Origin of the sequence: Aeropyrum camini SY1 = JCM 12091 (assembly GCF_000591035.1) — an archaeon.
GTDB classification, from domain to species: domain Archaea; phylum Thermoproteota; class Thermoprotei_A; order Sulfolobales; family Acidilobaceae; genus Aeropyrum; species Aeropyrum camini.
This window is the reverse complement of the sequence record NC_022521.1, coordinates 986127-1006348: the sequence shown is the minus strand read 5'-3', so window position 1 is coordinate 1006348 and position 20222 is coordinate 986127. Positions and strand designations below refer to the sequence as shown.

Annotated in this window: 23 protein-coding genes; 12 read left to right on the top strand and 11 right to left on the bottom strand. The window is 59.0% G+C overall.

Going from position 1 to position 20222, the window contains the following annotated elements; translation table 11 throughout:
* The first annotated feature begins 9 nt into the window (after positions 1-9).
* The 7 genes from ACAM_RS05305 (at position 10) to ACAM_RS05275 (ending at position 6404) form a co-directional block, all read left to right on the top strand.
* On the top strand, positions 10-987 hold the full coding sequence (locus ACAM_RS05305; RefSeq protein WP_022541789.1) for an alpha-ketoacid dehydrogenase subunit beta: 978 nt from the start codon (positions 10-12) through the stop codon (positions 985-987).
* Between the two features lie 15 nt (positions 988-1002).
* Entirely contained in the window at positions 1003-2250 is a 1248-nt protein-coding gene (locus ACAM_RS05300) for a dihydrolipoamide acetyltransferase family protein (RefSeq protein ID WP_022541788.1), read from the top strand.
* A gap of 93 nt (positions 2251-2343) precedes the next feature.
* Entirely contained in the window at positions 2344-3738 is a 1395-nt protein-coding gene (gene lpdA, locus ACAM_RS05295; RefSeq protein ID WP_022541787.1) for a dihydrolipoyl dehydrogenase, read from the top strand.
* A gap of 80 nt (positions 3739-3818) precedes the next feature.
* Entirely contained in the window at positions 3819-4139 is a 321-nt protein-coding gene (cutA, locus tag ACAM_RS05290) for a divalent-cation tolerance protein CutA (protein WP_022541786.1), read from the top strand.
* Positions 4140-4144: 5 nt separating this feature from the next.
* Positions 4145-4951 carry an HD domain-containing protein gene (locus ACAM_RS05285; protein WP_022541785.1) on the top strand — a complete coding sequence of 269 codons (807 nt, stop codon included), beginning with the start codon at positions 4145-4147 and terminating at the stop codon, positions 4949-4951.
* Positions 4952-4992: 41 nt separating this feature from the next.
* Entirely contained in the window at positions 4993-5919 is a 927-nt protein-coding gene (pyrB, locus tag ACAM_RS05280) for an aspartate carbamoyltransferase (RefSeq protein ID WP_148706442.1), read from the top strand.
* 5 nt (positions 5920-5924) lie between these two features.
* Positions 5925-6404, top strand: a complete 480-nt coding sequence (locus ACAM_RS05275; RefSeq protein ID WP_022541783.1) for an aspartate carbamoyltransferase regulatory subunit — start codon at positions 5925-5927, stop codon at positions 6402-6404.
* Between the two features lie 4 nt (positions 6405-6408).
* Here ACAM_RS05275 and pth2 read toward each other — a convergent pair whose 3' ends face one another.
* Positions 6409-6783 carry a peptidyl-tRNA hydrolase Pth2 gene (gene pth2, locus ACAM_RS05270; RefSeq protein ID WP_022541782.1) on the bottom strand — a complete coding sequence of 125 codons (375 nt, stop codon included), beginning with the start codon at positions 6781-6783 and terminating at the stop codon, positions 6409-6411.
* 97 nt (positions 6784-6880) lie between these two features.
* On the opposite strand from pth2, the gene ACAM_RS05265 reads away from it, so the two are divergent.
* The gene (locus tag ACAM_RS05265) at positions 6881-7327 is read left to right on the top strand and encodes a CoA-binding protein (protein WP_022541781.1); all 447 of its coding nucleotides are present in this window, start codon (positions 6881-6883) and stop codon (positions 7325-7327) included.
* Here the strand turns inward: ACAM_RS05265 and ACAM_RS05260 are convergent.
* The 4 genes from ACAM_RS05260 to ACAM_RS05245 are packed head-to-tail and all read right to left on the bottom strand — an operon-like array spanning position 7324 to position 11323.
* Positions 7324-8328 (bottom strand): aldo/keto reductase, encoded by a 1005-nt coding sequence (locus ACAM_RS05260; RefSeq protein WP_022541780.1) that lies wholly within the window; start codon positions 8326-8328, stop codon positions 7324-7326. The genes ACAM_RS05265 and ACAM_RS05260 overlap by 4 nt on opposite strands.
* A complete protein-coding gene (locus ACAM_RS05255; RefSeq protein ID WP_022541779.1) occupies positions 8321-8971 on the bottom strand; it encodes a class II aldolase/adducin family protein in 651 nt (216 codons plus the stop codon). The genes ACAM_RS05260 and ACAM_RS05255 overlap by 8 nt, the downstream gene beginning before the upstream one ends.
* 20 nt (positions 8972-8991) lie before the next feature.
* Complete coding sequence (locus ACAM_RS05250; RefSeq protein WP_022541778.1) at positions 8992-10203, bottom strand: TIGR04053 family radical SAM/SPASM domain-containing protein; 1212 nt, start codon at positions 10201-10203, stop codon at positions 8992-8994.
* Positions 10193-11323 carry a radical SAM/SPASM domain-containing protein gene (locus ACAM_RS05245; protein ID WP_232502280.1) on the bottom strand — a complete coding sequence of 377 codons (1131 nt, stop codon included), beginning with the start codon at positions 11321-11323 and terminating at the stop codon, positions 10193-10195. The genes ACAM_RS05250 and ACAM_RS05245 overlap by 11 nt, the downstream gene beginning before the upstream one ends.
* Positions 11324-11549: 226 nt before the next feature.
* On the opposite strand from ACAM_RS05245, the gene ACAM_RS05240 reads away from it, so the two are divergent.
* The 3 genes from ACAM_RS05240 to ACAM_RS05230 are packed head-to-tail and all read left to right on the top strand — an operon-like array spanning position 11550 to position 13995.
* Positions 11550-12833: a Clp1/GlmU family protein gene (locus tag ACAM_RS05240; RefSeq protein WP_022541776.1), complete on the top strand. Its 1284-nt coding sequence runs from the start codon at positions 11550-11552 to the stop codon at positions 12831-12833.
* A gap of 29 nt (positions 12834-12862) precedes the next feature.
* Positions 12863-13432: a macro domain-containing protein gene (locus ACAM_RS05235; RefSeq protein ID WP_022541775.1), complete on the top strand. Its 570-nt coding sequence runs from the start codon at positions 12863-12865 to the stop codon at positions 13430-13432.
* The gene (locus ACAM_RS05230) at positions 13402-13995 is read left to right on the top strand and encodes a UbiX family flavin prenyltransferase (protein WP_022541774.1); all 594 of its coding nucleotides are present in this window, start codon (positions 13402-13404) and stop codon (positions 13993-13995) included. The genes ACAM_RS05235 and ACAM_RS05230 overlap by 31 nt, the downstream gene beginning before the upstream one ends.
* Here the strand turns inward: ACAM_RS05230 and endA are convergent.
* The 4 genes from endA to glyS form a co-directional block, all read right to left on the bottom strand.
* Positions 13992-14561 (bottom strand): tRNA-intron lyase, encoded by a 570-nt coding sequence (gene endA / locus ACAM_RS05225; RefSeq protein ID WP_022541773.1) that lies wholly within the window; start codon positions 14559-14561, stop codon positions 13992-13994. The two genes, ACAM_RS05230 and endA, sit on opposite strands and share 4 nt — an antisense overlap.
* Positions 14562-14581: 20 nt before the next feature.
* Positions 14582-15019, bottom strand: a complete 438-nt coding sequence (locus tag ACAM_RS05220; protein ID WP_022541772.1) for a hypothetical protein — start codon at positions 15017-15019, stop codon at positions 14582-14584.
* Between the two features lie 66 nt (positions 15020-15085).
* Positions 15086-15508: a hypothetical protein gene (locus tag ACAM_RS05215; protein WP_022541771.1), complete on the bottom strand. Its 423-nt coding sequence runs from the start codon at positions 15506-15508 to the stop codon at positions 15086-15088.
* A 72-nt stretch (positions 15509-15580) separates the two neighbouring features.
* Entirely contained in the window at positions 15581-17332 is a 1752-nt protein-coding gene (gene glyS / locus ACAM_RS05210) for a glycine--tRNA ligase (protein ID WP_022541770.1), read from the bottom strand.
* A gap of 110 nt (positions 17333-17442) precedes the next feature.
* On the opposite strand from glyS, the gene speB reads away from it, so the two are divergent.
* Entirely contained in the window at positions 17443-18369 is a 927-nt protein-coding gene (gene speB, locus ACAM_RS05205) for an agmatinase (RefSeq protein ID WP_022541769.1), read from the top strand.
* On the opposite strand, the gene ACAM_RS05200 is transcribed toward speB, so the two are convergent.
* Entirely contained in the window at positions 18366-19424 is a 1059-nt protein-coding gene (locus ACAM_RS05200) for an ABC transporter ATP-binding protein (protein ID WP_022541768.1), read from the bottom strand. The genes speB and ACAM_RS05200 overlap by 4 nt on opposite strands.
* 6 nt (positions 19425-19430) lie before the next feature.
* Positions 19431-20222 carry a carbohydrate ABC transporter permease gene (locus ACAM_RS05195; protein WP_148706527.1) on the bottom strand — a complete coding sequence of 264 codons (792 nt, stop codon included), beginning with the start codon at positions 20220-20222 and terminating at the stop codon, positions 19431-19433.

The following is a 20222-nucleotide window of genomic DNA, read 5'->3' as shown; positions in this document are numbered from 1 at the left end:
TGGAGGGCAATGCCTGTTATGAACATGGTCGAGGCGCTTAACACCGCTCTGAGGGAGGAGATGAAGCGGGACAAGCGTGTCGTGGTGCTTGGGGAGGATGTGGGTAGAAGGGGCGGTGTCTTCCTTGTCACTGAGGGGCTGATAGACGAGTTTGGAGAGGAGAGGGTTATAGACACGCCTCTCACTGAGATGGGTATAGTGGCTTTCGCCATAGGCATGGCTATGTACGGTCTCAGGCCGGTGGCGGAGATACAGTTCATCGACTTCATATACGAGGCGTTCGACCAGATAGTTAACAATGCAGCGTGGTATAGATTCAGGAGCGGCGGGATGTATAGCGTCCCCCTGGTGATAAGGGGGCCCTGCTGCGGCGGGATAAGAGGTGGTATGCACCACAGCCAGAGTAACGAGTCTTACTTCATACACACACCGGGCCTCTACGTCGTTATGCCCTCCACGCCCTACGACGCCAAGGGGCTTCTAAAATCGTCTATACGGAGCGACGATGCCGTGATATTCCTCGAGCCCAAGAGCATATATAGGACTATAAGGGAGGATGTGCCTGAGGAGGACTATACCGTACCGTTGGGCCAGGCAAGAGTCGTCCAGGAGGGATCAGACGTAACCCTTGTAACATGGGGCGCTATGGTTCATCTGGCTAAGGAGGCTGCAGAGCTTCTCAGGGATAAGAGGGGCTGGAGCGTGGAGATCATAGATCTTAGAACGCTCCAGCCCTGGGACAAGGATATCGTGGTGAAGAGCCTAGAGAAGACTGGGAGGCTTGTGATAGTCCACGAGGCCAGGAGGATACTGGGCCCCGGCGCGGAGATAGCGGCCTACATAAGCGAGAACCATATAGAGCTGCTCCGCGGCCCGGTAAAGAGGGTGGCAAGCTATGACACGCCATACCCCCTGGCACACGAGAAGCTCTACCTTCCAAACATCGCCAAGATATACAGGGCTGTGTCAGACGTTATGCAGTGGTAGGGAGGGAGGTACGCGATGGGCAGGATTGTCCAGGTCAAACTGCCAGACATCGGGGAGGGTATAGCCGAGGGCGAGATTGTAGAATGGCTAGTGGAGGAGGGGGCTGTTGTAAAGCAGTTCAGCCCCCTCGTCAGGGTGCTCACAGCTAAGGCTACAGTCGAAATACCCTCACCATATACAGGCAGGGTTGTCAGGCTTCTGGCCAAGCCTGGCGACGTCGTCAGGGTCGGAGACCCTATAGTCGAAATTGAGGTCGAAGAGGGAGCGGCTACCAAGCCGCAGCCGGAGAAAGCTGAGCTGGCCGGGGAGGCAGCAAGAAGGGGTGAGGAGAGAAGGCCTGCCGAGGCGGCCGCGCAGACTCCGCTAGCTACTACGGCTGTACTGGTGAGGGCGCCCCCCAGGGTTAGGAGACTGGCTAGACAGCTAGGCGTCGACCTAACCAAGGTCAGGGGCACAGGCCCCAGAGGCGCTATTACGGAAGAGGATGTCAGGAGGGCGGCTGCCATGCTAGCCGCGGCCCCTCCACCGGCCGCACTCCCGCCAGTACAAATCGAGGAGGAGAGGATACCTGTAAGAGGTATTAAGAAGTCCATGGTCCAGTCTATGACCCTGAGCAAATCCAAAATACCTCACGCCTACATAGCTGAGGAGGTGGACTTCACCGAGCTTTCCAAGCTTAGAGAAGCATTAAAGAAGGATGCTGAGGAGAAGGGAGTGAAGCTTACTTACCTGCCCTTCGTGTTTAAGGCTGTGGCTAAGGCTATAAAGAAGTACCCGCTCGTCAACGCGGAATTCGACGAGGGGAAGATGGAGATAGTTGTTAAGAAGACCGTGAACGTCGGTTTTGCAGTGGACACGCCACACGGCCTCGTGGTGCCCGTTGTTAAGAACGTAGAGAGGAAGGGCCTGTTCGCTATAGCCAGGGAGATAGCGGAACTTACAGCCAAGGCAAGGGATATGAGGCTGAGCCTAGATGAGGTTTCTGGCGCTACTTTCACGATAACCAACGTAGGCAGCATCGGCAGCGTCATAGGCTTCCCCGTGATATACCCGCCGAACGTCGCCATACTCGGCCTGCATAGACTGGTTGAGAAGCCTGTCTACGTGGACGGGGAGCTCAAGCCCAGGAAGATAGGGTTTGTGTCGCTAAGCTTCGACCACAGAGCGCTGGAGGGGGCTTATGCAACCAGGTTCCTGATGGAGGTTAAGAGGCTTCTCGAAAACCCGGCGCTACTGTTCGCCGAGGACTACGAGTTCCAGTAGACCTTCTAAAACACCGTTTTTAACCTGAAGCCAAGGATAGTTGGCACGAGGAAGCGGTGTTTGGAGTGAATGTAGGCTCTCTAGGTGGTCGGCGTGGAGAAGTTTGACCTAGTCGTTGTCGGCGGAGGCCCCGGGGGGTATCCTGCCGCGGTTAGGGCTGCCCAGGAGGGGCTGAGCGTCGCTCTGGTGGAGATGGATAGCCTGGGCGGCGAGTGTACGAACTACGGGTGCATACCGACTAAGGCACTTCTACACCCGGCTGGGCTTGCTGCCTCGCTCGCGCGGCTGGAGTTCGCGAGAGCCAGTGTAGACTTCGACTTTAAGGGTCTTATGGATTGGGTAGACAATGTTGTTAAGAGCGTGTCGAAGGGTGTTTCAACGCTCCTTAAGGGTTATGGTGTGGAGGTTGTGAAGGGGCGGGCGGCTATAGGTGACGGCGCTGTCGAGGTTGACAGTGTGGGTAGCATAGGCTATTCAAAGCTTGTTCTCGCTCTTGGCACAAGCCCGGCCTCTATACCAGGGCTTGAGCCGGATGGAGAGGTTGTGCATAACAACAGGACTATACTCGGCCTGAGGAGGAAGCCTGGTAGGATGCTGATAATAGGCGGAGGCTACATAGGAGTTGAGTACGCCACAGCCATGGCCAGGCTGGGGGTTGAGGTCACTATTGTGGAGCTTCTCGATAGACTCCTCCCAACTATGCAGAGAGACTTCTCCAGGGTTGTCGAGAGGAGGCTCAAGAGCGAGGGGGTTAGCATACACACGAAGACGAGGGTCGAGTCGGTTGAGGGGCGTGAACGCTACGCCATAGCCGACATATCTGGTGTGGGTAGGATGGAGTTCGACACCATACTCGTCGCTGTTGGAAGAAGGCCAAACACACGGGGTGTGGGTCTTGAGAGGCTGGGGGTGAAGCTGGATAAGGCGGGGTATATACAGGTCGATAAGGAGACCCTGGAGACCGGGGTTCCGGGGGTTTACGCGAGCGGGGATGTCACAGGGCCGCCCCTTCTAGCCCACAGGGCATTCCTACAGGCTGTGGTGGCGGCTGAGAGAGCTGCAGGCGATTCCACGGCGGCCTTCGACGCGAAAGCAGTGCCGGCCGTGGTGTACACAGACCCCGAGCTGGCCACAGTGGGTCTGACGCTAGACGAGGCTAAGGCGGCTGGCATTGAAGCCGCGGAGGCCAGACTGCCCCTCGCTAGCCTGCCCAGGGTAGGGGCTATCGAGGGCTGTAGGGAGTGCTTCGCGAAGGTAGTCTACGAGAAGAGCAGCCGCGCGGTGCTCGGTTTCCACGTGGCGGCGCCACATGCATCGGAGATAATAGCCGAGGCGGCGTTAGCTATCGAGATGGGAGCCACGCTAGAGGACCTCTCCCTCACGATACACCCCCACCCCAGCGTTTCGGAGGCGTTGAAGGAGGTCGCGGAGCTAGCGCTCGAGAAGCCCATCCACTACATTCTACGCAGGGGCGCGGCAAAACGCTAGCACCGCCGGCAAACTATAATTTTTACCTCACCTCTCGATAATCACTTAGGGAGCCCGTGTTCTGGAGGGGTTGATGCTCTATGCCTCGAGTGAAAGTCGTTTTGGTCACCGCTCCTAAAGGTGATGGGGAGAGGCTCGCGAGGGAGATTGTCGAGCAGAGGCTTGCCGCCTGCGTGAACGTGGTCCGGGGGATAAAGAGCTACTACTGGTGGGAGGGGTCTATAAATCTCGATGACGAGGATCTGCTTATTATAAAGACTAGTGAGGAGAAGCTGGATACACTCATAAAAACAGTCAGGGAGATCCACCCCTACAGCGTGCCCGAGATACTGGCGCTCGACGTATCCAAGGGTAACGAGAGCTACATAGAGTGGGTTGTAAAAGAGGTTGGAGGAGGCTAGGGGGGATGTCTGTACAGGTCACACCCACCCTTGTCAGGGAGAAGGTTAGGGAGAGCGAGGTCCTCTCGGAGATTTACAGTCTCATCGAGGAAGACCAGGAGGTGCAGGCGCTACTCCGCATGTCCAACGTTATGGCCGTGGGTAGGCTGCTCTACAACGACCACGGGCCAGTACACGCCAGGATAATAGCTGGCTCAGCGCTGGAAATATTCGACAGGCTCCTGGAGAGCGGGGTGACCCCCTCAACACTTTCGGAGGGAACGCTGGAGAGTGTTGATGAAGCTAAGGCGGTGGTCCTGCTGGCGGCTTTCCTCCACGATATAGGAAACAGTGTTCACAGAGACAACCACGAGCTGATAGGGGCTATCATGTCGGAGAGGATTATAGACAGGATAGTATCTAGAGTGTTCCCCGACTGGAGCACTAGGAAAAAGGTGTTTTTCAAATCTGAGGTTATGCACGCTATATACGCCACGGCACCGAATGTGAGGGCCCTCACTGTCGAGGCGGGAGCTGTCAAGGTGGCCGATGCTACCGATATGGCCGAGGGGAGAGCTAGGATACCCTATCTGAAGGGCAAGCTGGATATGCATAGCTTGAGCGCGATTAGCATAAAGCAGGTACTAATTAGCAAGGGGTCGATGAGGCCCGTGAGGATAGAGGTCAAGATGCTGAGCTACGCCGGCTTTTTCCAGGTCGAGAGGGTCCTCCTCCCCAAGATAGAGACATCCGTGATAAGGGAGTACGTCGAGATCGCGCCATACATAATAGGTAAGGAGGGCGAAGAGCCCCTACAGCTCATGTTCCCCTAAAAACCCCTAGGCCTGGGAAGACTCTTCTGGTGGCTGGCCGGGTGGCTGGGAACCCTTTCAAGGGGCGGGACGTGATATCCATAACAGACTTCACCAGGGGAGACTTGGAGCTGCTCTTTATAGAGGCCGATAATATAGAGTCTAGAGCAAAGTCCAAACCTCTCGAGGGTAAGGTAGTTGCTCTAGCCTTCTTCGAGCCGAGCACCAGGACTAGGCTAAGCTTCGAGACTGCCGTGAAGAGGCTTGGAGGCTCTACACTCCTTATAAGCGGGGAGGAGGCGATAAGCGTTGCTAAGGGGGAGAACCTGGCCGACACAATAACAATGCTGGACTCGTACGCCGACGCCATAGTTATTAGGCATAGATACGAGGGCGCGGCCCTCTACGCTGCTGAGGTTGCGGAGAAGCCTGTCATAAACGGTGGAGACGGCCGTCAGCACCATCCTACGCAGGCGATGCTAGACCTCTACACAGTCTACAGGCTCTTCGGCTCCGTAGACGGCCTCACCTACGGCGTGCTAGGCGACCTACGCTATGGTAGGGCCGCCAGCAGCTTCATACTAGGCCTCACCCTCTTTAAGCCTAGGCACATATACCTCGTAAGCCCTCCCCAGCTCAGGGCTAGGAGGGAGGTCCTCGAGGTCCTGGAGGAGCTCGGCATCCCGTATACCGAGGTTGAGAAGCTGCAGGACGTGCTGGGGGAGCTGGATGTACTCTACGTGACGAGGATACAGAAGGAGAGGATACCAGACCCGAGGGAGTACGAGTCCCTCAAGGGCAGCTACAGGGTAACCCTAGATCTTCTAGAGTCTTCTGCTAAGGAGACGCTGAAGGTGCTACACCCGCTGCCCCGCGTTGACGAGATAGACTTCTCCGTCGACAACAGCAAATACCAGGCGTACTTCCTCCAGGCCAGGCTCGGCGTGAAAGTTAGGATGGCCCTCTTGAGCCTGGTTATGGGGGGGTAAGAGGGTTGGAGGGCGAGGGCCTGCTGGTCAGGAAGATTAGGAGCGGGGTTGTTATAGACCATATACCCCCGGGGAGGGCGTTCACAATGCTTAAGGCCCTGGGCCTCCTCCCGCCAAGGGGGTATAAGTGGAGGATAGCGGTGGTCATTAACGCCGAGAGCTCCAAGCTGGGGAGGAAGGATATACTGAAGATCGAGGGCTACAAGCCGCGGCGGAGGGACCTGGAGGTCCTCGGCATAATAGCTCCGGGGGCGACTTTCAACGTGATAGAGGACTACAGGGTTGTGGAGAAGCTCAGGCTAAAGCTGCCTGAGGTTTCGCAGGGCGTGCTAAGATGTCCAAACCCCACCTGTATAACTAGGAAGGAGAGGGAGAAGGCTGTTTCCAAGATGGTGCTCGTCTCCCACGACCCGCCGGCATATAGGTGCGTCTACTGCGGGACCACGGTGAGGGGCGAGGAGATACACGACCTGATATCTCCATAGACGGCTAAAACAGCTTGAGGCTCCCGGTTATCCTGTCGACCAGCCTAGAGGGGGCTGGGCCCACGGCAACAGCAGTAGGGGTGCCCGGCTCTAGCTGCGTCTTCCCAGCATCCCTCACGAAGGAGGCTGGGAGGCCCTCCTCCACCGCCCTCCTGTATATCTCCTGGAGCTCGTGCAGGCTATCAACCCTCAGAACCACCTTAGCCTGGCCCTGGCGCCTCCACGATTCAAGCCACCTCCTCCACTCAGGCCTACCGCTCTCCATGATGAGGAACACTGCCCCGCAGGAAGCGTGGGCAGCCTGGGCCGCCGCCTTCCCCCTGCCCATGCCGAGGTCCCTCCTCACGACTATAGCTTGCTTATACTCCTCTCTGCTCATGGGGGCTGCAACCTCTCGAGCCCGAGACTCTAGATAGATGTTTATATTGGAGGACTTAAACCCGGGGCCATCCTAAGGATTATGTGGGTGAGTCTCTGTGAAGGGCTCTATAAGAGACCCGTTCGAGGTCCTCAAAACAGCCCGGGTGGTGGCTGTCGTCGGGGCCAGCAGGAATCCCGAGAAGGACGCCTACAAGGTTCCAGAGTATCTTAATAAGGCTGGCTACAGGATCATACCAGTAAACCCCTCCGCCGAAGAGATACTGGGGGAGAAAGCCTACCCCAGTCTAGACGATATACCGGATGAGATAGCCCGAGAGGTGGATGTAGTCGACGTTTTCAGGCCTCCCAGGGAGGCTCTGGCCGTTGCAGAGCAGGCTGTAAGGCTCGCCAGGAGGACGGGAAGGAGGATTGTCGTCTGGTTCCAGAAGGGCACGGCGTCTGAGGAGGCGGTGAAAAAGCTGCTGGAGGAGGGGTTGGATGTTGTCGTGGATAGGTGCATGATGGAGGAGCATAGGAGGATGACTGGCGGAGGGCAGGCCTAGATACCCCCCCACATCCTTATCGCCAGGCGCTGCAGCGCCCCGGGGATTAGCCTTATCCTGCGGAGGCCCGGGGGGTCATACCTGGATCCCCACAGCCTCAAATAGTGCTCGCTAGCCTCGTCGAGCAGGGCTATATCCTCCTCCCCCAGCTCCAGCCGGGCGGCCGCGGCGGCGTCTCTAACCCTCTCCGGCCTCCTCCAACCCACTATAGGCACGGCACCCTTGGACGCTACCCAGGCCAAGGCTACCGACGCCTTTGAAGCGCCGAGCCGCCGGGCCACAGAATCGAGGGCCTCCTGAAGCCTCCGATCTCCCAGCGCGGCCCTGAAGACCGGATCCCCGGCCTGAGCCCTACTGGGCTCCCCCTTGAAACCGGCTAGGGCGCCCTTCGCCAGAGGGCTCCAGGCTATGGGGCTCATACCGTGGGCCCGTAGAAGGGGGAACAGTCTGAGCTCCGGTATTCTATAAGCCAGGTTATACAGTATCTGGTCTACAACCGGCTCAATCCTCCTTGAGCAGGATAGAGCGTCTTCCAGCGTGTCCTCACCGTAGTTGGAGAATCCGTAGTAGCTGGCAAGCCCCCTCTCCACCGCCCTCTCGAGCCCCCTGACCACGCTGCAGAGACTGGCGTAGACGGGAGGGGGCCAGTGGTGCAGTATAACGTCGGGGGGAGAGCCGAGCCTACTCACTATCCCTTGTGCCCCCCTCTCTATATCGCCGGGAGTGCTCCTGAAACCCGCTACCTTGCTAACTATGACGAAAGCCTCCCTCGCGTTGAGCCTTTTAAGCGCTTCACCCAGCATCCTCTCTGAGGCACCCAGCCCGTAAACCTCGGCGGTGTCAAGGAGGTTAACACCCTCCTCCAGAGCTATGGAGAGGCCTTCAACTAGGGTCTCAACCTTGAGACCTCTCCCGCCCCACATGGGCGAGCCGAACTGCCAGAGGCCCAGGCCCACCCTAGAGACCTTAGGGCCAGCTTTACCTAGCCTCGCCTCAGCCACCGACAACCCTCCCCCCGATACCCAGGCTTATTCTGGCGAGGTCCTCAACAGCCTCGGCCATGTTGAGGGCTTCCCAGACGCTCCCCCCAACGGCAACAACACCATGATTCCTGAGCACGGCAGCTCTGCAGCCCGATGCTTCGAGGGCCGTGGCCACAGCGTCCGCCAGCTCCCAGGTGCCGGGCTTGACACGCGGTACTGAGGCGATGCAGCCTACAGTTGCTTGAGCCTCCATGAGTAGGCTGGCCTCGAGCCTCAGCCCGGCGGCGTCCGCGGCTAGTAGGGCAGGCGGGTGTGCGTGTACCACAGCGGTGACACCCTTCAGCCGCCTGTAGATGGCTATGTGCATCCTCCACTCACTACTAGGCCTCCCCCTAACTACCCTACCGTCCATGGTCATCACGGCCACGTCAAGCCAGCGGAGCCCGCCTCTAAAGAGTCTCGTTGGTGAGATGTAGACGAGGCCGTTATGGAGGACGGAGACGTTGCCCCCCATAGCCTGGACCAGACCCCTCTCATAGAGGGTTCTGAGGACCTCGGCAACATCCGACATGACGCTCTTCTCGATAGGCCCCCTAGGAGTGTAGAACACTCTTACACGCCCCCGGCTTCTCCTGAGGAGGGTTATACCGGTTTGCAACATATATTTCTGGTTCCACCCCCCTAGAGTATCCTGCCGTGGCCGAGCTTCTCCACGAGCTCGTAGACGCTAGCCTCACCCACCCCGAGCTCGTGGAGCAACCTGCTAAACTCCCCTGGCTTATAGGCGCAGGCCGGGTCCTCGGCTAGAGGGTTGCCTGTGTAGGAGTAGGCTCTAGCCCTGCTGCCGCCGCATAGCTGGCTGAACTCGCAGTAGCCACACCTCCCCTCGAACACAGCCCCCCGCAGCCTGTCAAGCTCCGGGCTAGACCTGTAGATCTCCTTTAGCCTAGACCTCCTCACGTCCCCCACCGGGTATGGCAGGAAGCCGCTGGGGTAGACTACGCCTCTGTTCGACACGAATATAACACCCTTCCCATCCCTGGTGCCGGTGGTCTGAGCCCTCGCCCCGCCCTGAGGCTCTCCGAGAAGCTCCACTGTTTTCAATGTGAGCTTGCGGTAGAGGCTGCCCGGCCTGAGGTGGATCCTCCAGTCCCCTCCCACGCTCTCGAGAACCCTGCGGGTTAGGGCTATCCTCCTAAACATGGGGCCCTCAACAGTTCTCACTAGAACCCCGTATCTCGAGGCGTCGTAGAGGTAGTTGCCCACATCCTCCCACTCCTGGGGGGTCAGATCAAGCATCCTCGCCGCCCTACCGGTGGGGACTACGTAGAAGACTTCCCACACGTCCACACCTAGGTCAAGCAGCAGTTTCAACGTCTCAGGAAGGCTGTCTACGGTGGGCCTCATAACGGTGGTGTTAATCTGGACGGGCAGCCCTGTTGACAGCGCCTCCCTCACTATCCTGACGCTGGCCTTGAAAGTGCCTGGCACCCCTCGTATCGCATCGTGGACCTCGGGGAGGCCGCTGTCTATAGAGATCGAGATTCTCGCCACACCAACCCTAGCCATCTTCCTTACTACTTCCCTCGTGAGGAGGGGAGTCACACTCGGGGCCACAGCAACCCTTAGCCCCTGGCTGACGGCGTACTCGAGGATGTCCCAAAAGTCGCTCCTCATCAGCGGGTCTCCACCTGTTATCACGAGTATCGGATAGGGCTTACCGAACTCGGCTACCTGGTCTATGAGGTCGAAGGCCTCGCGTGTAGACAGCTCTCCCGGCTGGGGCTCCACAAGAGCCTCTGCTCTACAATGTTTACAAGCAAGGAGGCACGCCTTAGTAGACTCCCAGAAAACTATGAGTGGCTTCTCCTCGTAGGGCCATCTACCCCGCACTATAGCCCCACCTCTCCGCTATGACCCGGGGGTCTAGGAAGCAGAGGGGGTCGTCCCCCCAGAAGTCCCCCGAGGTTCTGAGGGCCCTCATCCTGCTGCCGCCGCCGCAGACCCCCCGGAAGGGGCATTCCCCGCATTTAGGCCCTCTTAGCATAGAGCCCACCGTTACGAAGGGCTTCAGGAGGGGGTTGTCGGTGGAGAGTATCTCCCGCAGGCTCTGCCTCCTTAGGTCCCCTACTATAACGTCCTCGAGAAACTGGCAGGGCCGTACGGTGCCGTCGGGGTATATGCTTATAGACCTCCTCCCGCAGTCCCCGTGGCTGCCGAGTATGCTGAGGAGCTGCAGGAACTCGTCCCTAGTCCTGGCGAGCCTGTCGGCGAGGTAGACTCCGGCGAAGTTGGCCCTAACCAGCAGCACCTCCACCCTGTCCTGATGTCTAGTAGACTCGTCAAGTATGGCGTCGATTGCCCTGCGGAGGTCCTCGGGGCTGGGCATGAGGTCCGGCGTCGCGCGGCCCAGAAGGTCTACCACGTATATAGCAACCCGGGGCACGCCAACCTCGCTGGCGAACCTTATGATCTTGGGGGCGTCTTCCAGGTTATACCTGGTTATGGTGAGCCTGAACCCGACGTCCAGGCCCTCCTCCAACGCGTTCCTAGCCCCCCTTAGGGCAGCTTTGAACGCGCCGGGAGAGCCCCGGATTCTGTCGTGGACCATGGGGTTAACGCTGTCGAGGCTAATGCCTACATAGCTGAACCCAAGCCTCCTAAGCCTGGCGGCGACCTCTCGGGTTATCAAGGTGCCGTTACTGCTAAGCGCTAGCTTGGGTGTTTCATGCCCTGAAAGCGCCCTGGCTATCTCCCAGAAGTCCCTGCGGACAAGCGGCTCTCCACCCGTCAGCGTGACGAGAGGAACCCCGTGCTCCACAAGCTGCTCGGCAACATGGATAGCCTCCCCTGTGGAGAGCTCCCCAGGCGACGGCTGGGGCCCCGCGGATATGTAGCAGTGCAGGCACCTCAGGTTGCAGGCCCTGGTTATGTTCCAGAAGACCACAGGTCTCATGGTGTCAGCGAAGCTGCTAGGCCTCCTGCCCCGGAGGCCCTTTATCCTCGTGCTCACCGTACCCTTACCCGAAGCCATTCGGGTGACAGGTATCATCCGCCCCCCGCACCTCCCTCCACTCTTTAACGGCCTTTGGAGTTTGGTATTCTCTAGACTGTAGTGGAACGGATGGGTAAGTATTGTACAATTATTTATATATACTATACTGTAGGGTGTGGATTCGCCAGCTGATCGTGCAAGCGTATCAGCCTGGGGATTTCTAGAATGAGAGTGGGTGCCCGGCGTGGCAGTAGTAACCCTGGATCTGGGGGAGGGCGAGGGCGTTAGGATTTTCGGACCGGCCGGGGTTGAGGTTGAGGAGGGGCTTGTAACCATACTGGGGGCCGAGCTCTCGCAGGGTGACCGGGTTGATATAGGAGAGTACAGGAGCTACCTGGCTAAGGCCCTGAAGCCAGCTAGGCTCCGCGTCTCCATGTCCGGTAGGGCTCGCGTTGAAATACCTGGAAACGGGGAGGAGCCTCTGGAGGAGTGGATACACATTGCAGACAAGATACTACAGGAGTGTGGGCGAGAGTGCACAGCCGTGGTCATGGGCCCTGTGGAGGCGGGTAAGACCTCCCTTACCGCCGTGCTTGCTAACAGGAGCCTAGCCAGGGGTATACCTACGGGTATTATAGACGCTGACATAGGCCAGGCGGACATAGGTCCTCCAGGGTTCGTCAGCCTCAGCCTGCCTGGAAGCTGGGTGATATGGCTTAGACTGCTAGAGCCTGTTGCCCTCAGGTTCGTCGGCTCCATCGAGCCGGGCCCCGTGGCGGGCAGGGTTGTGACCGCTGTTGCGTCGCTCAGGGCTAGGGCTAGGAGGGAGGGTGCGGCCTTTGTAGCGGTCGACACCGACGGGTGGGTTAGGGGCTGGGGCGCCCTCGAGTACAAGATAGACCTGGCCCGCGGTGTGAATGCCGACGCCGTCGTTGTCGTCGGCGATCCGGAGCTCTACAGCTTCCTTCAGAAGTCATTGGAGTCGAGCGTATACTACGTCAGAAGCCCCTCAGTCCAGGCTGTGAGGAGAGTCGAGGATAGGAGGAGGCTGAGGAGCGAGAATTACATCAGATTCCTAGAGGGGGGTGAGAGGGAGGTTAGCCTGAAGAGCGTGAAGATACAGGGAGCATGCATAGGGGGTGCTCCATTCGAGGATGAGAGGCTGAAGTCGAGCATAGAGTCCCAGCTAGGGAGCCCCGTAAAGCTGATGACTAGATACCCCGGGGGAGTGTGCATAGTGGTTGACGCGGAGAGGCAGGTAGAGCCCCACGAGATTAAGGGTGCTGCAAGGAAGATAGCGGGGGGCGAGGTCATCGTGGTCTCCAGGGGTAGCATGAAGGGGGTCCTGGCGGCTCTTGTCGACGAGGAGGGGGTTGAGCACCCGGCTCTACTGCTGGACGTTGACCTAGACAGCATGAAAGCCAGGTTCAAAACCAGGTTCCAGGGCGAGGTGAAGAAGGTTATATTCGGCAGGGTTAAGCTGGGGGAGGAGTACTACGAGGAAATTAGGGGCCGGATACTAGTCTAAAATTAATGTATACGGGGGTCGGCCCAGGGTTGAAGTGCTGGAGTCTGGGGGGTAGGATTCTAGCAGTTGTTACGGGGGATCTAACGAAGGTTAGGGTTGAGGCCGTTGTCAACCCAGCCAACAGCCTGATGATAATGGGCGGTGGGGCGGCTGGGGCCCTGAAAAGGGCGGGGGGCCGGGTGATCGAGGAGGAGGCGATGCGAAAGGCTCCGGTGCCTGTGGGAGAGGCTGTTATAACGGGTGGCGGCAGCCTTCCCGCCCGGTTCGTAATACACGCACCCACCATGGAGGAGCCGGGGATGAGGATACCCCTTGTGAACGCCTTCAAAGCTTCCTACGCGGCTCTAAGGCTCGCGTCTGGGGCTGGAATCGAGAGTGTGGCTATGCCCGCTATGGGGGCTGGAGTGGGTGGGTTGAGTGTGGCCGACGTCGCCAGGGAGGCGGCCATGGCTGCCTCTATACTCAGGGGGAGGTGGCCGAGGTACGTGGTCTTGGTGGCCAGGGGGGAGGAGGCTTACAGGGCTATGGAGGCTGGGGTTAGGGATGCGCTCGGGGTGGAGGGTGGAGATTGTCCTGCAGACCTAGCTCGGTTAGTATAGCTATAACGGGCAGCAGCGGGATAAGGGTTGCCCTTAGGCTGCTGGAGGCGCTGAAGGGGGAGGTGGAGATAAGGGGCATCATACTGACCCGGGGCGCCGAGGAGGTTGCCAGGTATGAGGAGGGGGTGGGGCGTGAGGACCTCAGGAGGCTCTTAAGATCCTACGCCCCGCTATACATGGAGAACGACATGGCCAGCCCCCTCGCAAGCAGCAGCAACCAGCCGGATGCCATGGCTATAGTGCCCGCGAGCATGAAGACGGTCGGCCTGATAGCCAGGGGTATACCCTCGAGCCTCCCCGCCAGGGCTGCCCTCGCAGTGCTTAGGCTCGGCAGGAGGCTGGTGGTGGCGCCCAGGGAGACGCCCCTCGGCACCGCCGAACTTGAGAACTTGCTCGCTATAGCGAGGATGGGGGGGATAATCGTGCCTCTAACCCTCTCATTCTACATTAGACCCTCCAGCGTTGAGGATCTAGTTGACTTCGCGGCGGGTAAGGTCCTCGACGCCCTGGGGGTTAAAGTCGACATCTACAGGAGGTGGAGAGGCCCAGAGGAGGGTGACTAGGGTTTGAACCAGTCTATCATGAGATAGTTGACGTCCCTCCCCCTCGCTATCGCGAAGACGAACTTCTTCCTAACACTATGGCTGAGCCTACCCGCCCTAACAATCTCGACAGGGTCCATAGCGTCCTCAGGGCTGTAAGCGTGGATTATGAAGGGGGCGTGGTCGATGCCGGGGCCCAGCCTGTATACCGCGAAGTCGCCGCCGAACTTGAGGCCGCTCCGAACAACAAACCCCCTCTCCCTCAGGTCCCTGTATATATTGTAGAGCATAGAGAACCTCGGGTTCCCCCTAACCGCGCTCCTCAGGTCCTCAACGCCAAGGCTAGACCCGTCTGGCCTCTGAACAGTGAGTATACCGTTTTCAACGAGGTATAGCGACTCTACAAGGCTCAGCCTCAGGGGACCGTTGAAAGAGGCGCCCCGGGGCTTCTCAACGTCGAGGGGCTGACCGTAGTAGCCGCAGCTGTAGAGAAGCCTCGCCTGCTCAACATCGATGACTAGGACGGAGTCTCCGATAAGTACTCCTGTGGCTTTTAGTGAGGCACACTTATCCTCCAAAACGTCCACCCAACTCCCCGAGAGGCCAGCTATGCCTCCACTCCGGCCTCATAGAGGATGGACTGGAGCCTCTCCATAACCCTCTGCAGCCTTTCCCTGGCCTCGCCTACAAGGGCTCTCTCTCCCTGAGCCTCAACATGCTTCCCCGCCTCCTTGAGAAGCGTGTTTTCCCTCCACAGGCCAGCCTCAAAGTAGTATGCCACGAGGGCGTAGAGGTCTAGCAGATCCTCCCTATCTATTCGGGCAGCCCCTATGCGGGCCGCAACCTCGACAGCGCTTTCTATGATGTCGAGTAGCGAGGTCCTCAGGGTTTTTAGGTTTGCAACCCCGTCGGCGACTCCCTCAACCCCGCCCCCCGAGCTTGCGATGCCTATGTTCGCCTCGAGATTATCTGCGGTCGCTAGATGGTCGTGAAGGACAGCGGCCAGCCTCTCTATATAGGCTTTGAGCAGGTCTTCGTCGTCCAAGGCATTATACACCCTTTCGCGGGTGAGGGTTAGACTCCGCGCCTCTCGGATTTTATGCAGGGGACCCTAGACTTCCAGCCTTACGCCCAGCTTCTCTTCACCGCGGTAGGGTCTCACTGTCGCTATGCTGTTATCCGCCACCCCATGCTCCTCCATGAGCTCCGGGTTTACGTAGACCCTGTTAGGCTCAGCCTCCTCATCTATTATAGCCTTAAAGGCGAAGCGGTGCCTGTGGGCTATGGTGATTTCAAGTAGGTCCTCTATCCCGAGCTGCTTCGCCAGCTCCGGGCTTATCCTGGCCTCCTCCGGCTTGAGCCTTGGATCGTACTTGAGCCTTATCCTCTTCTCCCTGAGCCTCCTCTCCTCCCTTAGGGATGAGGCTGAGGGGATCATTTCAACGAGCCTGGATATGGGGGCCTTCGGCCTGTCCGGCTTCACCTCCTCCTGGGCAGGGGCCTCACCGGCTTCCTGCTTGTGCTCCTCATCCATCTGTCGCCTCACCTCTCAGGCTCGACCTCCACGGCCTGATATGTAATAGTTAGACGGCGAGTTATAAAGAGTCTACGGGCTGACAGGCGTCCCCAGGTCCTCAAGCCTGGCGCCCTCGTAGATGAACCTCCTGAGCTTGTCGACTACCTCTTCGGAGTCTATCCTGACCTGCCTCCACGTATCCCTATCCCTGAGTGTCACGGTCCCGTCCTCCAGGGTCTGGTAGTCCACGGTTACGGCGGCGGGAACGCCTATCTCGTCGGCCCTTGCATACCTCCTCCCTATACTACCGGAGTCGTCATAATACACCGTAAACCCTGCCTCCACGAGTTTTTCATATATCTCGCGTGCCCTCTCCGAGAGCCTCTCATCGTTCTCCACAAGAGGCAGGACGACGGCCTGTACGGGCGCTATGTCGCGGGGGAAAGAGAGTACGACACGCCCCTCAACCTCCCTGTAAGCGTATTCAAGCGCTATATACACGTTCCTATCCGTGCCGAATGAGGGCTCGACGACGTGGGGCACGAACCTCCTCCCCGAAACCTTCTCCTCAACCTCCACTATCTTGAGGGAGCCTGGAGGAAGCTCTACACCGGCCACAACGGGCTTATCGCTGGTTGCGAGCCTCTCTAGCTCCTCATCGCTCATCCTCCCCAGCTCCTCGAGAACGGCTTTGGCCCGCGACTTGAGGGCCCTGCCTATGGCCGCCTTGTCCGCTACAACCTTCCTCTTCTTAACAACCAGGGGTTTGGGATAGGGTTTGAACGCCGTAAGGTCGTGGCCACTGTACCTCATATGCCTCGAGAGGTCATAGTCTCCCCTGTAGCTGTGGCCAGCCACCTCAACCCAACCCCATCTAGACACCTTGACAAGCTGGTCGAAGGTCTGGCTGGAGTAGTGGGCCCTCTCCTCGGGCCCCTTCTCCTCGAACATTATGCTATCCTCGGGAACCCCGAGGTCCTCGACGAACCTCATGCCGACGGCCATCCAATAGCCGAGGCACGGGCTGATGACGACGCCCTCCCTCACAGCCTCCTCAAGCCTATAAATCTCCGGCCTCTCTTCCCCCCTCCTCTTGGCCTCGTAAGTCAGTATGGGCAGCCTCGCGCCAGCCATCCTCTGGAAGAAGGGGCAGCTCCCCCACTGGTCCTCAGGGTCTATAAAGTACTCCATCTCCATTATAGTGAACTCCCTGAGCCTAACTAGAGCCTGCCTCGGGCTTATCTCGTTCCTCCCTACCCGGCCGACCTGGGCTATACCCAGGGGTATCTTGTTCCTCATAGCCTCGTAGACTCTCTTGAACGCGACGAAGATGCCCTGCGCTAGCTCGGGCCTGAGGTATCCTACGCTCCCCTCGTATGGGCCTATCTGTGTTTTGAATAGTAGGTTGAAAGTCTCAACCCTCCCCAACTGGCCCTGGCACACGGGGCACCTTAGCCCCTTCTCCCTTATGAGCCTGTCTAGCTCGTCCACACTAAGCCCCTCCGCGCTTATGCCAAGGGCCTCCTCAACGAGGTGGTCCGCCCTGTACGTCCTGCCGCAGCTGGTGCACCTCACTATAGGGTCTGTAAAGTGCTTTACATGGCCGCTGGCTATGTACACCTTCTCTGGCCCTATCACCGGTGTCTCTATCTCGACCACATGCTCCTGGTGCATGAGGACGAAGTATCTCCTCCACTTCTCTATAATCCTCCTCTTGAGAAGGTGGCCCAGGGGCCCCCAGTCGTAGAAGCCCGCAACACCCCCGTAGATCTCGTAGGAGGGCCAGAAGAACCCCCTCCTCTTGCCTATCTCAACAAGCTTCTCGAAAAGGTCCTCGGCCACAGCGCCCGCACCCTACAAGCCTGGTAAGCCCGGTGGAGGTATTATTGTGAGGGGCAGCCCGGGGATAACAGCCCTAAACCCCCAGCACCAAATAGACTGTGGGTGGTCACGTGGAGGGCGGCCCAAGGGCGAGGGACCTATACCTCCAGAGGCCCCCGGAGCCCGTGTTCGGCATCCAGAGGAGCAGGGAGGAGAGCTTGTTCAGCGTCGTGGGCGTGCCCTTCGACTCCACATCATCGTACAGGCCCGGCCAGAGGTTCGCCCCCCGGGAGATCAGGCTGGCTTCCCTGGAGCTGGAGTCCAACGGCTACTACGTCGAGGGCGATATAGACAGGGTTCCGATAGCCGATGAGGGCGACGTGGCGGCTGTCCCCGGTAGCGCCCTGCTAACCCTCGAGAGGGTTGCGAGGGTTGTCGAGGACCTGGCTCGAGAGGGTAAGGTGCCTGTGGTCCTGGGCGGCGAGCACCTGGTAACCCTTGGCGTCCTAAGGGGCCTGGCTGCAGCGGGCTTGAGGCCCTGCGTTATCGTCCTAGACGCCCACTTCGACCTTAGAAACGACTATCTCGGGGAGAGGTTCAGCCACGCGACAGTCTTCAGGAGGACGGTGGAGGAGCTCGGACTCAAACTCCTCTACATAGGTGTTAGGGCGTATGAGAAGAGCGAGGAGGTCCTCGCCTCGGAGTCAGGCCTCATAGAGTATGTACCTATGGGGCGGCTCGACATCATAGGCGTGGAGGGAGCGGTCCTCGCGGCCCGCCGGTTCGCAGGAGGCTGCGACAGGATATACATCAGCATAGACATGGACTTCTACGACCCTGCCTATGCGCCCGGCGTCGGCAACCCCGAGCCCGGCGGGGCCAGCAGTAGGGAGGGCTTAGCGCTGGCTTCACAGCTGGGCGACAGGAGGGTTTGTGGTGTTGACGTTGTGGAGGTTTCTCCCCCCTACGACCCAGGCGGGGTTACCTCGATCCTGGCGGCGAAAACCCTGCAGGAGCTCCTCCTCTCAGCGTGGCTTAGGATGGGGAGGGACGGCTAGACGCCGTGGGCCAGAGCCCTCCCCCTCTCCCTGTCGAATATATGTATTTTCTCCCTGTAGACACCCGCCACTACCCTAGAGCCCGGGCTTGGAGGCTCTCCTTCTGTCAGCTTAGCCACGACAACATCGCCCGTAGTGGCTTTGAGATGGACAACGGAGTCCGACCCCAGGTCCTCGACGAAGTCTACATGAGCCTCGAACGTTAGGTCCCCCCTACCTAGCTTCACGTCCTCAGGCCTCACGCCCACCAGCACCTCACCATCGGGGAGCCCTACCCCCTCGACTACGCCTCCAAGGACCTCGAGCCTCCCCCCGGCTATCCTGCCCCTCAGGATGTTCATCTGGGGCGACCCTATGAAGGTTGCGACAAAAGTGTTCGCTGGACGGTGGTACACCTCTGAGGGGGTTCCCACCTGCTGTATCTCGCCGAAGTTCATGACTACCACCCTGTCCCCTATAACCATAGCCTCCACCTGATCGTGGGTGACATAGATCATGGTCACGCCAAGCCTCTTCTGCAGCTTCTTTATCTCGCTCCTCATCTTAATCCTCAATATGGCGTCTAGGTTGCTTAGAGACTCGTCCATGAGGAGGACCTCGGGCTCCGTCACTATAGCCCTCGCCACCGCCACCCTCTGCTGCTGCCCCCCGCTCAGCTGGTGGGGGTAGCGGTCCAGAAGATGGTCGATCTCGAGAAGCTCGGCAGCCCACCTAACACGCCTGACAACCTCACCCCTGGGAACCCTTTTTATCTTCAGGGGGAAGGCTATGTTGTCGAACACCCTCATATGAGGCCAGAGGGCGTAGCTCTGGAAAACCATGGCCACGTTCCGGTCCTTCGGCGGCAGCCTAGTGACGTCTCTCCCGTCGAAGTAGACCCTACCCTCGTCAGGCCTCTCGAGACCGGCCACTATCCTGAGCGTCGTTGTCTTCCCGCAGCCGCTTGGGCCTAGGAGAACAACCGCTTCTCCGTCCCTGATCTCGAGGTCTATACCCTTTAGGGCAACGGTCTTACCAAACTTCTTGACTATCCCCTCGAGCCTCACGCCCGCCAACGCTGCTCACCTCGCCGCCATCGCCCACATGGTAACGAGGTAGCGCCGAGCCAGGAACATGAATACCAGGGCTGGCAGTATGAGCATGAAGGCGGCGGCGAACCTTATAGGCTCTATGGGAGTCGCGAAGGCGCTGTTGAGTATGAAGGCTGGCAGGGTCCTGTTGACAAGCGTCAATACCGAGGCCATGAATACCTCGTTCCAGGAGAGGAGGAAGGTGAACATGCCCGCCGCCGCCAGCCCCGGCGCCGCCAGGGGCAGTGTTATCCTTAGGAACACCATAAAGCTTGAAAGGCCGAATATCATGCCCGCCTCCTCCAGCTCCCGCGGGATGCCACCGAATATAGAGCCCGTTATAATGACTACGAAGGGAAGGGCCATAGCTGTGTGGGCTAGGGCGAGGCCGACCAGCGTGTCGTTGAGGCCTAGGGCGAAGAACGTTTTGAGGAGGGAGACGGATATCACTATTATCGGGAACATCCTGGTTGCTATTATAGCAAGCTTGACAGCATCCCTCCCAGGGAAGACGTATCTAGCGAGAGCGTAACCCCCTGGGAGGCCTAGTAGGAAGCTTATACCCACGGTCATAGCCCCCACGGCAACGCTCCTCAGGAAAGCCTCCCCAGCTCCCAGGACCCAGAGTGTCCTCACATGGTCTAGGGTGAACGTGGTTGATAGGATCGCGTCGGAGTAGTACACGTCTAGGGGTGTGAAGGCGTAGACTATGGAGATGCCTAGGGGCACTAGGATCCAGGATACTAGGACTGCGAGGAACGCGTACCTCGCTATGTCGCCCAT

What these genes read in the sequence shown, in the direction of transcription:
- ACAM_RS05305 (WP_022541789.1), top strand. Translation starts at nt 10, where the DNA reads ATGCCTGTTATGAACATGGTCGAGGCGCTTAACACCGCTCTGAGGGAG.
- ACAM_RS05300 (WP_022541788.1), top strand. Translation starts at nt 1,003, where the DNA reads ATGGGCAGGATTGTCCAGGTCAAACTGCCAGACATCGGGGAGGGTATA.
- cutA (WP_022541786.1), top strand. Translation starts at nt 3,819, where the DNA reads ATGCCTCGAGTGAAAGTCGTTTTGGTCACCGCTCCTAAAGGTGATGGG.
- ACAM_RS05285 (WP_022541785.1), top strand. Translation starts at nt 4,145, where the DNA reads ATGTCTGTACAGGTCACACCCACCCTTGTCAGGGAGAAGGTTAGGGAG.
- pth2 (WP_022541782.1), bottom strand. Translation starts at nt 6,783, where the DNA reads ATGAGCAGAGAGGAGTATAAGCAAGCTATAGTCGTGAGGAGGGACCTC.
- ACAM_RS05255 (WP_022541779.1), bottom strand. Translation starts at nt 8,971, where the DNA reads ATGTTGCAAACCGGTATAACCCTCCTCAGGAGAAGCCGGGGGCGTGTA.
- ACAM_RS05215 (WP_022541771.1), bottom strand. Translation starts at nt 15,508, where the DNA reads ATGGATGAGGAGCACAAGCAGGAAGCCGGTGAGGCCCCTGCCCAGGAG.
- ACAM_RS05195 (WP_148706527.1), bottom strand. Translation starts at nt 20,222, where the DNA reads ATGGGCGACATAGCGAGGTACGCGTTCCTCGCAGTCCTAGTATCCTGG.